This is a genomic window from Paenibacillus spongiae, assembly GCF_024734895.1.
GTDB classification, from domain to species: Bacteria; Bacillota; Bacilli; order Paenibacillales; family Paenibacillaceae; genus Paenibacillus_Z; species Paenibacillus_Z spongiae.
The window spans coordinates 1,812,346-1,824,467 of sequence record NZ_CP091430.1 but is presented as its reverse complement, the minus strand read 5'-3'; the positions used below and the strand labels follow the sequence as shown (position 1 = coordinate 1,824,467).

At 51.7% G+C, this 12,122-nt stretch carries 10 protein-coding genes; 4 read left to right on the top strand and 6 right to left on the bottom strand.

Features of this window, described 5'->3' with window-relative positions; genetic code table 11:
* The first annotated feature begins 623 nt into the window (after window positions 1-623).
* The gene (locus tag L1F29_RS08365) at window positions 624-1,736 is read left to right on the top strand and encodes a GntR family transcriptional regulator (RefSeq protein WP_258387872.1); all 1,113 of its coding nucleotides are present in this window, start codon (window positions 624-626) and stop codon (window positions 1,734-1,736) included.
* Window positions 1,737-2,067: 331 nt separating this feature from the next.
* On the opposite strand, the gene prkA is transcribed toward L1F29_RS08365, so the two are convergent.
* Window positions 2,068-3,963, bottom strand: a complete 1,896-nt coding sequence (gene prkA / locus L1F29_RS08360) for a PrkA family serine protein kinase (protein ID WP_258387871.1) — start codon at window positions 3,961-3,963, stop codon at window positions 2,068-2,070.
* 372 nt (window positions 3,964-4,335) lie between these two features.
* Between prkA and L1F29_RS08355 the strand changes: the two genes are divergently transcribed.
* Complete coding sequence (locus L1F29_RS08355) at window positions 4,336-5,082, top strand: DUF2161 domain-containing phosphodiesterase (protein ID WP_258387870.1); 747 nt, start codon at window positions 4,336-4,338, stop codon at window positions 5,080-5,082.
* Window positions 5,075-5,401, top strand: a complete 327-nt coding sequence (locus tag L1F29_RS08350) for a Rieske (2Fe-2S) protein (RefSeq protein WP_258387869.1) — start codon at window positions 5,075-5,077, stop codon at window positions 5,399-5,401. Before L1F29_RS08355 ends, L1F29_RS08350 begins: the two co-directional genes overlap by 8 nt.
* Window positions 5,402-5,611: 210 nt before the next feature.
* Here L1F29_RS08350 and L1F29_RS08345 read toward each other — a convergent pair whose 3' ends face one another.
* From L1F29_RS08345 to trmL, 3 genes are all read right to left on the bottom strand, one after another.
* Complete coding sequence (locus L1F29_RS08345) at window positions 5,612-6,808, bottom strand: aminotransferase-like domain-containing protein (protein ID WP_258387868.1); 1,197 nt, start codon at window positions 6,806-6,808, stop codon at window positions 5,612-5,614.
* Window positions 6,809-7,246: 438 nt separating this feature from the next.
* Window positions 7,247-7,498 carry an AbrB/MazE/SpoVT family DNA-binding domain-containing protein gene (locus L1F29_RS08340; protein WP_258387867.1) on the bottom strand — a complete coding sequence of 84 codons (252 nt, stop codon included), beginning with the start codon at window positions 7,496-7,498 and terminating at the stop codon, window positions 7,247-7,249.
* Window positions 7,499-7,753: 255 nt separating this feature from the next.
* Window positions 7,754-8,218 (bottom strand): tRNA (uridine(34)/cytosine(34)/5-carboxymethylaminomethyluridine(34)-2'-O)-methyltransferase TrmL, encoded by a 465-nt coding sequence (gene trmL, locus L1F29_RS08335; RefSeq protein ID WP_258387866.1) that lies wholly within the window; start codon window positions 8,216-8,218, stop codon window positions 7,754-7,756.
* Window positions 8,219-8,363: 145 nt separating this feature from the next.
* On the opposite strand from trmL, the gene L1F29_RS08330 reads away from it, so the two are divergent.
* Window positions 8,364-9,086 carry a response regulator transcription factor gene (locus L1F29_RS08330; protein WP_258387865.1) on the top strand — a complete coding sequence of 241 codons (723 nt, stop codon included), beginning with the start codon at window positions 8,364-8,366 and terminating at the stop codon, window positions 9,084-9,086.
* A 90-nt stretch (window positions 9,087-9,176) separates the two neighbouring features.
* On the opposite strand, the gene serC is transcribed toward L1F29_RS08330, so the two are convergent.
* On the bottom strand, window positions 9,177-10,265 hold the full coding sequence (gene serC / locus L1F29_RS08325; RefSeq protein WP_258387864.1) for a 3-phosphoserine/phosphohydroxythreonine transaminase: 1,089 nt from the start codon (window positions 10,263-10,265) through the stop codon (window positions 9,177-9,179).
* Window positions 10,266-10,453: 188 nt separating this feature from the next.
* A complete protein-coding gene (gene glnA, locus L1F29_RS08320) occupies window positions 10,454-11,878 on the bottom strand; it encodes a type I glutamate--ammonia ligase (protein ID WP_258387863.1) in 1,425 nt (474 codons plus the stop codon).
* Window positions 11,879-12,122 lie beyond the last annotated feature (244 nt).

The following is a 12,122-nucleotide window of genomic DNA, read 5'->3' as shown; positions in this document are numbered from 1 at the left end:
TCGGCGTCCGCTTGTTAACAAACGGCATCATCGCCCGCGATCACCCTGCTTTTCGATACTTCCGGTGGATGAATCAATTCTCGTTCACTATTGCTGTGCTCTCCGGTTTGGTGGGGCCCCACACCGGATAATGAAAGCGATTACATATCCATAAAACGAGATGCAGCTGAACACGAAAAATAAATTACCATAGGCGCCAGCATTTAATAAAAGTAACCCCCTTCCCAAACGTTCTGCATGTCATGTCCTTCAAACAAGCAAAGTCTTGGCACATCTTGGTTTGACTATATCCGAGGTTAAAGTCATATTAAATTACATATTGACTTATGTCAATATTCAAACATTAATAAATGTATTATTATATTATGATAATCATCGCAGCCCATCTTAAAACTCTATATCCGTCATCGGCGAGAAAAGGGAAAAGCGATTGCCGCGACACACCGATCCGTTCCCCTATTCGGTCCAAGCATGTACCGAACATTCACCTGACTGGCTAAAGCGATAAATGACCGCGAATTTCCCAGCATGCGGCCAGCTGTCACGCGTATTTCGAGTTGGACCTTTTTAAACATAATGATATAATACATTATATTACTTTTCTTAAATCGAAAGGAATCCATATGTCTCAACCTATCACAAACCAACCGCTGTATCTGCAAATTCGAGGCATGCTTAAAGAAAAGATCGAGCAAGGTGAATTGCAGCCCGGGGATCAAATTCCGACCGAAGCGGACCTGATTCAGCAATTCGGCGTCAGCCGGATTACGATCAAGAGCGCTTTGAAACTGCTTGTGGACGAAGGACTTGTCTACCGGATCGCAGGCAAGGGCACGTTCGTCGCGGATCCGTATGCCGCGCCGGAAGCGGCTCCGGCTCCGACTGAGGAGCCGGAGCTTGCGCTTCGCAAAATCGGCTTTCTCAGTCCGATGGCCAACGACCAATTCTCAATGCAACTGCTTCAGGGCGTCGAGGAAGCTTGCAAGGAACAGAACGTCATTCTGATCGTCCGCTGGTCTTCCACGCAAGCAGAGGAAAAAGAAGGCATCCGCTTCCTTCGCGCCGCCGGCGTTGAAGGGCTGCTCATCTTTCCTGTGGACGGCGAGTCGTATAGCGAAGCGATTCTGAGCTTGAAGACGGAGGGCTTCCCTTTCGTCCTGATCGACCGTTACCTGCCGGGTATCAAGACCAATGCCGTCTATTCGGACAATTATTTGGGCGGCTATATTGGCACCGAATATTTGATCAGCAAAGGGCATCGTCAGATCGGTATCGTATCTGGCACCAAATCGAAGACATCCAGCTCCGAGGACCGTTTTTCCGGCTATCTGGTGATGGCCAAGAAAGCCGGCCTGAGAATTGAGCCATCGCATTGGCTGACCCGAATCGACGAAATCACGTATATGGACACGGACGTCAGTCAGGAAATGGTGCATGATTGGCTGCTGTCCCAACCGGAAATAACGGCCGTCTTCGCCTTTTCGAGCGCGATTGCCGTCCATGTCGGGGAAGTGGCCATCAAGCTCGGCAAGAAGGTGCCGGAGGAACTCGCCATCCTATCGTTCGATACCCCGCCGATTCGCGATTTCAACGGCAACTTCTTCAGCTGCATCCAGCAGCAGGAGGGGAAAATGGGAGAGGAAGCCGTCACCCTGCTGCGCGAAACGATCGAGGACCCCACCATTATCCGGGAAATCATCATTCCCGTATCGCTTCGGGAAGAGCGCACGACCTAATTGTCTGGATAAATAAAAGAAATCTTGAAGTATCGCGGATTTGAAAAGAAGAAGATCGCCTAACCCGGCCAGCTTGCCAGGTGGTTGGCGATCTTCTTTATGTTCTGGCAGACAGCGGTCATATGCGCTTGCATTAAAACTTTTTCTTGCCGCGCAATCGGCAAGAAAAAGTTCGTGCAGCTCTTTGGTATCCGCGCAACTTCGCTCAATCGTGATCAGATATAGATATTTATCCGAGCGAGAAGGTCCAAAAGAAATAGCCTGTTGAGGTTTCTCAACAGGCTGATGCATGCGCCATTATCCCAATATCCTTCCCCGCATCCGCTTCCTCTTACCGGTTCAACAGACTTCCGACATAACGCATCAGCTCGTTGGCACAAACCGGGCAATAGCCATGATCGTCGATCAGGCGGGACGTCACCTCGTTGATCCGTTTGAGCTGCTTCTCATCCGGCGTCTTCGTGGACGTCGTAATTTTGACGATATCCTTCAAATCGGTAAACAGCTTCTTCTCGATCGCTTCGCGCAGCCGGTCATGGCTGGAGTAATCGAACTTCTTCCCTTTACGTGAGTAGGATGAAATTCGAATGAGGATTTCTTCGCGGAACGCCTTCTTGGCATTCTCGGATATGCCGATTTGCTCCTCGATCGAACGCATGAGCCGCTCATCCGGATCCATCTCTTCTCCCGTAAGCGGATCTTTGATTTTGGACCAGTTGCAGTAGGATTCGATATTATCGAGGTAGTTCTCGAACAGCGTCCTCGCCGACTCCTCGAAGGAATAGACGAAGGCCTTCTGCACTTCCTTCTTAGCCAAATTATCGTATTCCTTACGGGCAAACGAGATGAAGTTTAAGTACTTTTCACGCTCTTCCTTCGTAATGGACGGATGCTGATCCATTCCTTCCTTGAGCGCACGAAGCACGTCTAACGCATTAATGCATTGCAAATCCTGCTTAATGAGCGCACTTGAAATCCGGTTAATGACATACCTGGGGTCGATCCCGGACATGCCTTCCTCGATGTATTCGTTCTGCATTTCCTTCAAATCGGCTTCCTTGTACCCTTCGACTTCCTCGCCGTCATACATATGCATCTTCTTGAGCAGATCCATCCCCTGCTTCTTCGTTTCCTTCAAACGGGTCAGAATCGAGAAGATGGCCGCCGCTCTCAACGCATGCGGAGAAATATGGATATGCTTCATGTCGCTCTGGCTGATCAGCTTGGCGTAAATTTTCTCCTCTTCAGACACTTTCAAATTGTATGGAATCGGCATCACGATCATCCGCGACTGCAGCGCTTCATTCTTCTTGTTGCTGATGAACGCCTTATACTCCGTCTCATTCGTATGTGCGACGATGAGCTCGTCGGCGGAAATTAACGCGAATCGGCCGGCTTTGAAATTTCCTTCCTGGGTTAACGAGAGCAGGTTCCAGAGAAATTTCTCGTCGCACTTGAGCATCTCCTGGAATTCCATCAGACCGCGATTCGCCTTGTTCAATTCGCCATCAAACCGGTAAGCGCGAGGATCAGACTCCGAGCCGTATTCGGTTATGGTCGAGAAATCAATGCTCCCCGTCAAATCGGCAATATCCTGCGATTTCGGATCGGACGGGCTGAACGTGCCGATGCCGACGCGGCTTTCTTCCGAGATGAGCACCCGTTCGACGAGCACGTTCTCAATATCATTGGCATACTCGGTACGCAGCCTCATCTGGCAGGACGGGCACAGATTCCCTTCAATCCGTACGCCAAGCTCCTTCTCCGCTTCCGCCCGCAGCTCGTTGGGTATCAGATGCAGCGGTTCCTCGTGCATCGGACATCCTTTAATCGCGTATACAGCACCCCGCTCGGTTCGGGAGAACTGCTCCAATCCCCTTTTCAGCATGGTGACAATCGTCGATTTGCCTCCGCTGACCGGCCCCATCAGCAGCAGAATCCGTTTACGGACATCCAGCCGCCGCGCTGCCGAGTGAAAATATTCCTCCACTAAACGCTCAACCGCCCGGTCGAGACCGAATATTTCCTGCTCAAAAAATTTGTACTTCTTCTGGCCGGACTCATCCGTTACGCCGTACGACTCAATCATTTCATAGACACGAGCATGTGCTGTCATAGCAGGAGCCGGATCTTTCCTCAGCCGTTCAATATACTCTTTGAACGTCCCTGTCCACGCGAGCTTCTCACTCTCTGCTTTGTACGCTGAAATTCGTTTCAAAATGTCCATGCCGTACCTCCTCTCGTCCCTCCCGATGTTCCTGGCCGCTTGACTTCACCGTGGGTCGTTTATCTATCCGACAACTTGGTTTGATAAGCTTTTTGTTGAAGTAATACAATCCTATGCGATAACGGCAGGGAAGTTGCCCTAAATTTTATTCGTCAATCCATCAAAATCCGAGATTTCTCGCAAAGTGCTGCTGCCTCACCAGGAGGGCTGGTGTGGAGAAGGCCGAAAATAGGCGGATGACCAGAAAAGGAAGCGGATCAGCCCTTTGCGGAACAACTCGATTACTGCCGATGATTTGATTCAATTCACCTGTTTCATGGGTCCCCAAACGAAGCGGATGTGGTATAATGCTCGGGGAAAGGAGCGTTCGGCATGGCAGTCAGGCATGAGACGGAGTTATATCAACCGGTCAAAGCCTATTTCGAAGCGCAGGGCTATGATGTGAAGAGCGAAGTGATGCATTGCGATTTGGTTGCGCTTCATCCGGTAAGCGGGGAAACGATCATCGTCGAGTTGAAGAAGACGTTCAATCTGGCATTGCTGCTGCAGGGCATCGAGCGGCTCAGGCTGACCGAGCAGGTGGTCCTCGCCGTGGAGCGCAACCGCAAGAAGAGCGGCGCGCACAACCAGCGGTTCGGCGACTTGGCCGAGCTGTGCCGCATGCTTGGGCTCGGGCTGATGACCGTCACCTTCTTCAAGACGAAGGCACCGGTCGTCGAGATGCTGTGCGAGCCCGGCGACATGCCGGTCCGCGGCAAACGCCGGGTCCGGGTATCCCGGCTGCTGACCGAATTTCGCGAGCGCAGCGGCGATTACAATGTCGGCGGGAGCACGAAGGCCAAGCTGGTAACCGCTTATATGGAGAAGGCGCTTCGCATTGCGTGGGCTCTTCGTGTCTATGGCGATATGGCGCCGCGGAAAGCTGCGGAATTATCCGATGTCGTACGAGCCGCTTCCATTTTACAAAAAAACTATTACGGGTGGTTCGAGAGAGTCGATCGCGGAATTTACCGGTTGCGGGACGAAGGCAGCAATGCCGTCGCCAACTATGCGGATGTTCTCGACAATTGGCTGCTCACCAAACAATCCAGCACGAAAGGAGACCTTCATTATGAGTGAAGAACAACGTCAAGGTTACCGCGCTATCGGCAAAGTAGAAGATTTCACCTCCTTCCCTGCCCCCGTGACGATCGACTACGATCCCTATTATATCGTCAAGGAAGAATCGGCAGACGGAGAGGAATCCTACAAGCTCATCTGCGCGATTTGTCCGCATGCCGGAGGCATCGTAAGCCAGCATGGGGACGAGTTCATCTGTCCGCTGCACTATTGGATGTTCGACATCCAAACCGGGGAATCGACAAACATGCCCGGCGCCGCGCTCGATTGCCAGCCTCTTGAAGTGATCGACGGCCAATATATGCTGAAGCAAGCCTAAGTCCTACATAGTACAATTTCGCACATTAGAAATAGACCGCTGCATGCTGCAGCGGTCTTTTCCGTTTCATACACGCTTATCGCGCACCGCACGCTGCCCCAGAATGCATTGTGGCGTCACCATGACACGTTGGTCATCGGCCCTTCAACGCGCAGGCAAGGCAGCCACGGCACGAGGTGCTTCACGCAACCCCAATGGCAGATGCCATTCTCAGCTGCGTGCCACGAATTCGGAGATGGCCTCACCAAGCCGGGCGATGCCGGCGGCCATTCGTTCACCGGATGTATACGTGTAATTCAGTCTGGCTGTATTCCGTATCGGCTCCCGCACGAAGAACGTCGAGCCCGGGACGAACGTGACGCCCTTCATAACGGCACAGCGCAGCAGCGCTTCGCCGTCAAGACCTTCAGGAAGCTTCAGCCACAAGAACAGCCCGCCCTGCGGCTCCGCCCACGAAGCATCTCTCATCCCGAGCTGACGCAGGAGGGACTGCATGTGCTGCATCCGCTGACCGTACGATTTCCCGAGCTTGCGGGCATGCCGATCCAGCGGAAAATGACGAAGCAGCTGGTCCACGATTTGCTGATCAAGCGCGCTCGATTGCAGATCCGCCGCCTGCTTCGCCTTTGCCATCATTCGGATGACATCCCTGTCGCCCATTACCCAGCCCAATCGGACAGCCGGCGCCACGGTATGGGTTAAGGTGCTCGTATACAAAACAACGCCGCCGCCGGCCTTCCCCTCGATGGAGAAAAGCGTCGGATAATGCGCATTGGCGTCGAACTTTATCTCTCCATAAGGATCGTCCTCCACGATGGGGATCCCGTGACGCCGGCAGCACTCCACTAAGCCTCGGCGCCGCTGTGTCGTCCATGCCCGCCCGGTCGGGCTCCCGAAGGTAGGAACGACGTACACAAGAGCCGGCTTGTGCTGGCGTATAAGCCGCTCGGCTTCCTCTATAATCATACCGTCGGTGTCGCATTCCACCGGGATGACATGCAGGCCGTTCAGATGAAAAACTTGAAGCCCAGCTATATTGGCCGGATTCTCGACCAATACAGCGCTGCCCGGCTCCGCGAGCGCGCGCACAGCCAAGTCGATGGCTTGCTGAGAGCCCGTTGTAAGCAGCATTTCATCCGGGCTGACAGGCATTCCCTTGGATGCCATCCGCTGGCCCAGCTGCTCGCGAAGCGGCAAATATCCTTCGGTAAGGCCGTACTGAAGCACGCCGCTGCCGTTCTTAAACACCCGGCCGGCCGCTTCCCTTACCGCCTCCAGCGGGAGCAGTTCCTCCGCCGGAAGGCCGCCTGCAAGCGATATGATTTCCTTTCCCCCCGTCCATTTCATGATGTCCCGTTCAGCGGATGATTGCAGCCGATTCACTTTGCTCGAAAATCGATAATCCACGCTCACGCTCGCCTCCTCGCTTCGTTCTTGCCATATCTTACGCACGACGAAGCCTACGGGCTACTGGAGAAGCGATTACCGTAATCACAAAGCATATCTATCTTAGGATATCCGTTCCAAAGCATGATTCATGCACGGCTTATTGTAACAACTTGTTCACATTTGATTGCATTTTCTTTTTGCCTGCGGTTGGTTATAATAAAATCAGGTTTACTGGAGGTGTGCAGGATGACGCTTAATTTTCTGATCGTATTAACCGTCTTCGTCTTGTTCCTGACGGCGATCTTGACATCGTCTTACAATGACGACAAGACAAACGGCATTTAATTGGACGTAATAAAAGAAGCTTCCTGTTGTCGTCGATCGGCAGCAACAGGAAGCTTCTTTTATTTTGGCTTGCCACGCTATGTGTTCGGCGCTTACGCAGGCACGGACTTGTTAAGCCCGGCGTAAACCTACCATTTCAGACACACATACAGAGCATAAGTGACGCTCCTTAAATTCGCGAACTTCATCCATTGATCCACAAAACACGCATCTTGGGCGGTAACGTTCCAAAATGATATGGTCACCCTGGACAAGAATCTCCACGGGGTCTCCTTCGTTCATTTGATATCTTTTGCGCAGCGATTTGGGCAGCACAATACGGCCCAGTTGATCGACTTTGCGCACGACGCCAGCTGGTTTCAAACGTTTTCACCTCTTCTGCAGTCTCGATTTGTAAGTCATGCAAGAAACCTATGCAACTATAAAAATTCGATAGGACCCTACGTTTTCCTCCCCATGCTGCGATTTTCTTAATATTCTGCAACACGCGAGTGATCTCTATCTATACCTCCGGTCATTCCTTAAGAAGTAAAAACCTCGTTAACTTATCTAATATCCGTTACCCCGTACGATGAAACAAGCTCCCCGGGCAGGGAGCTCGTTCAATTTGAACAGGATTTATTCCATCCCGGGAAAACCGGTTTGCCTGAACGCTTCGTACACGACAATTGCGGCTGAATTCGACAAATTAAGCGAACGAACCTTGTCCGTCATCGGCAGCCGCATGCATGTCGCAGGATGCTCGTTCAGTATAGTCTCCGGCAATCCTTTGGTCTCTTTGCCAAATACGAAGAAATCGCCATCGGCAAACGTAAAATCCGTGTATCGTTTGGAAGCCCGGGTGCTTGCGAAGAAGAAACGCCCTTGCGGATTCTTCTCCTTCACTTCCTCGAAGGAATCGTAATAAGTGAGGTTAACCGCGTACCAGTAATCGAGACCCGCCCGCTTCAGCGTCTTGTCGTCGGTATTGAATCCAAGCGGCCGGACCAGATGAAGATGCGTCCCCGTCGCCGCGCACGTGCGTGCGATATTGCCTGTATTCGCCGGTATTTCCGGCTCGACAAGCACAATATGAAATGCCATTTGCTTATTCCTCCCCGCCTTCTGCTTATTATACATGAAATCGAATTCGTTCATAAATTTAACATCACGTTAACGTTTCCTTAATCTAACGAATAACGTCGGTCTTCATAATGAGCTTATATTGCCTGTAAAGGAGAATGAGACGATGAAGAAAAAAATACTGGTCGTCGATGACGAGCCTTCAATCTCCATGCTTATCGAATTTAATTTGAAATTAGCCGGGTATGACGTCCGCTGCGTGCATGACGGCGAAGCCGTATTCGACATGTTAAAGCCGTTTCGCCCCGACCTCATCATTCTCGATCTCATGCTGCCCAAGATGGATGGCATTCAAGTATGCCGCGAGCTTCGTAAACAGAACAATGCCGTTCCGATCGTCATGCTTACCGCCCTTCAGGACGTGACGGACGTGATCGCAGGTCTGGACAACGGTGCGGATGACTACATGACCAAGCCGTTCTCGCCCCAGGAGCTGCTCTCCCGTATTCAAGCGATATTGCGCCGGGTCAAATCGCTGCCGGGCACATCAGAAAATACCGTTCATGAAATTGGCCGGCTGACCGTCTTCTCGGAGCAGCGCGAAGTCCATGTCGATAATAAGCCTGTGGAGCTGACGCCCAAAGAATTCGAGCTCCTGCTGTTCCTCTGCCGCCACCGCGGAAAAGTACTCAGCCGGCAGCAGCTGCTTCACGGCGTGTGGGATTATCATTTCCTTGGCGATACGCGCATCGTTGACGTTCATATTAGCCATCTTCGCGATAAGATCGAGAAATCGGCCCGCTCTCCCGAATATATCATGACCGTCCGCAACGTAGGCTATAAGCTGTCGGGACCCAGTACGGTAGACAGCTCCGTCGCTTCGCTCTAAGCCCGCCGGGCTGCCTTTAAGCGCACGACAGAAGACCGCCCCATTCTCAAGTAGATGCTTGAGGATGGGGCGGTCTTCTTCCTGAATGAATTAACCGTTGCGTTTCTGGAAATCGCTCATGAATTCAGCAAGCGCTTTGCAGCTTTCGAGAGGAACTGCATTGTAGGTTGAAGCTCTCAAGCCGCCGACACTGCGGTGGCCCTTCAAGCCGACGAATCCATGCTGTTCCGACTCCTTGACGAACTGCTTCTCCAGCTCCTCGGTTTGAATGCGGAATGTAATATTCATCACCGAACGGCTGTCTGTGTCGGCAAACCCGCGATAGAATCCGCCGCTTTGATCGATAGTGTCGTAGATCAGCTTCGTCTTGTCGCGGTTATATTGCTCGATGGCCGCTGCTCCGCCTTTGGCTTGCACCCATTTCAACATCAGGTTGGCCAAATAGACCGAGAAGGATGGCGGCGTGTTATATAAAGAGTTGTTCTTCACATGCGTATCGTAGCGCAGCATCGTCGGAATCGATTTCGGACTTTCCGATACCAGGTCTTCTCTGGCAATAACAATCGTAACGCCGGAAGGACCCAAGTTTTTCTGCGCGCCCGCATAAATCATCCCGAACTTGCTGACATCGATCGGCTTGCTCATAATGTCGCTGGACATATCCGCAATGAGAGGTACCTCATTCGTTACCGGAAACTGCTTGTATTGCGTACCTTCGATCGTTTCATTCGAGGTCACATGCAAATAGGCGGAATTGGCTGGAATTTGAATATCGCTAATGTTCGGAATCCGGTTGAATTTGTCAGCCTCGGAAGTTGCTGCAACTGCCGTTTCCCCGATCAGCTTCGCTTCTTTGATGGCCTTGTCGGCCCAGCTGCCTGTCATCACATAAGAGCCGACTTGGCCGGACTTCAACAGGTTCATCGGAATCATCGCAAACTGCGTGCTTGCTCCGCCTTGCAGAAGCAAGACCTTATAATTCGCTGGAATTTCGTACAATTCACGAAGGAGCGATATCGCCTCGTTATGAACCTTCTCGTAGATTTCGCCGCGATGCGACATCTCCATGATGGACATGCCAGCACCCTCGTAGTCGACTAACTGTTCCTGTGCCTGCTGCAGCACTTCAAGAGGCAGCGCAGCCGGTCCAGCGTTAAAATTGTATGCGCGTTTCGTCACGGTAACCCACTCCAATCATCTGTATGCCTAACGTTATGATAGCAATTTTAAGGGCAGGCATCAAGTACAAAAAGTCGAACGTGAAGAACATCAGGACGTATAATCATTCGGATTTTGCGGGTATGAAGCCATAAAAACAAGCTCTCCCATCGGGAGAGCTTGAGGAATCTTAAATCGATAAGTGCTGATTAGCAGTCGAAATACAGGCTGTACTCGTGCGGATGAACCCGAATCGTAACCGCTTTGGCTTCTTGCCGTTTCACGGCAACGTAGTTATCGATGAAGTCTTGCGTGAAGACGCCGCTTTCGGTCAAGAACTCGCTGTCGGCTTCCAGAGCGTCGAGCGCTTCGTCCAGCGTGCCTGGAACCGAACGGATCTCTTTCTTGTCCTCGTCGGACAGCTCGTAGATGTTCTTATCGAAAGGTCCATAGCCAAGCGCGACCGGATCGATCTTGCGCTTAATGCCGTCAAGGCCGGCAAGCAGCATCGCCGCGAACGAAAGATACGGGTTAGCGGTGGAATCCGGCGTACGGAACTCGATGCGGCATCCCTTAGGCGTTACTGCGGCAACCGGAATACGGATCGCAGCGGAACGGTTGCCTTTGGAGAAGACGAGGTTAACCGGCGCTTCGTAGCCCGGAACCAGACGCTTGAACGAGTTCGTCGAAGGATTCGACAACGCGATCAAAGCCGGAGCATGGTGCAAAATACCGCCGATGTAGTGCATTGCCATCGGGCTCAGGTTGGCATAAGCGCCTTTCTCGTAGAACAATGGCGAATCGCCGTCGAAGATCGATTGATGTACATGCATTCCGCTTCCGTTATCGCCGAAGATCGGCTTCGGCATGAATGTAGCGCTTTTGCCATACTGGCGCGCAACGTTATGAACGATGTACTTATATTTCATCAGGTTATCGGCCGTCTTGGTCAGCGTATCGAAACGGAAGTTGATTTCCGCTTGGCCGGCCGTTGCAACTTCATGGTGGTGACGCTCGACGCGCAAGCCCGTCTCCTGCATCACGCGAACCATTTCGCTGCGGATATCTTGCTGGGAATCGACTGGCGCAACGGGAACATAGCCGCCCTTAACACCGATTTTGAATCCGAGGTTTCCGCCTTCTTCCTTGCGTCCCGTGTTCCAAGCCGCTTCTTCCGAATCGACGGAGAAGAAGGAGGTGTTCATCGAGCTCTCGTAACGAACATCGTCGAAGATGAAAAATTCGGATTCAGGCGCGAAGAATGCTGTCGTACCGACGCCGGATTGCTGCAGGAATTCCTCCGCCTTCTGGGCGATGCTGCGCGGATCCCGTTCATAACGCTCGCCGTCCGGCGTGTATATGTTGCACATAATGTTCAAGGTCGGGTGATCCATGAACGGATCGACAAATACCGACTCCGTATCCGGCATCATGACCATATCGGATTCTTCAATACCGCGGAAGCCTGCGATCGAGGAGCCGTCGAACGCAACGCCATTAACGAATGTATCCTCGTCAACCTCTGTCGCCGGAAGCGTAATATGATGCGCGCGACCTGCGAGGTCTACAAAGCGGAAATCGACAAACTGAATATTGTTTTCTGAGATTGTGTTCAAAACGTTTTGAACTGACATAGGGTGTTTCCTCCATTTCCGAACATTTGCGTAGTTATGAACGACGAACGTTCAATATTCTGCATCAACTTATGAGGTAATTATAAATTTCGGCTCCATCGTCGTCAATAGTTATGTCAGGTATTTTTTACTCATATGTAAGGTATCTTCACACATTGTTTGATAATTCAATAAAAATACCTGACATGACGCACAGAAAAAAGTCGCGAACCCCGATTGCGATCAGGTTTCGCGACTTTTTGGC

Bases quoted from the DNA above. Each gene is read 5' to 3' on its own strand.
- L1F29_RS08330 (WP_258387865.1), top strand. From the start codon at position 8,364: ATGAAGAAAAAAATACTGGTCGTCGATGACGAGCCTTCAATCTCCATG.
- prkA (WP_258387871.1), bottom strand. From the start codon at position 3,963: ATGGACATTTTGAAACGAATTTCAGCGTACAAAGCAGAGAGTGAGAAG.
- L1F29_RS08365 (WP_258387872.1), top strand. From the start codon at position 624: ATGTCTCAACCTATCACAAACCAACCGCTGTATCTGCAAATTCGAGGC.
- glnA (WP_258387863.1), bottom strand. From the start codon at position 11,878: ATGTCAGTTCAAAACGTTTTGAACACAATCTCAGAAAACAATATTCAG.
- trmL (WP_258387866.1), bottom strand. From the start codon at position 8,218: ATGGCATTTCATATTGTGCTTGTCGAGCCGGAAATACCGGCGAATACA.
- L1F29_RS08355 (WP_258387870.1), top strand. From the start codon at position 4,336: ATGGCAGTCAGGCATGAGACGGAGTTATATCAACCGGTCAAAGCCTAT.
- L1F29_RS08350 (WP_258387869.1), top strand. From the start codon at position 5,075: ATGAGTGAAGAACAACGTCAAGGTTACCGCGCTATCGGCAAAGTAGAA.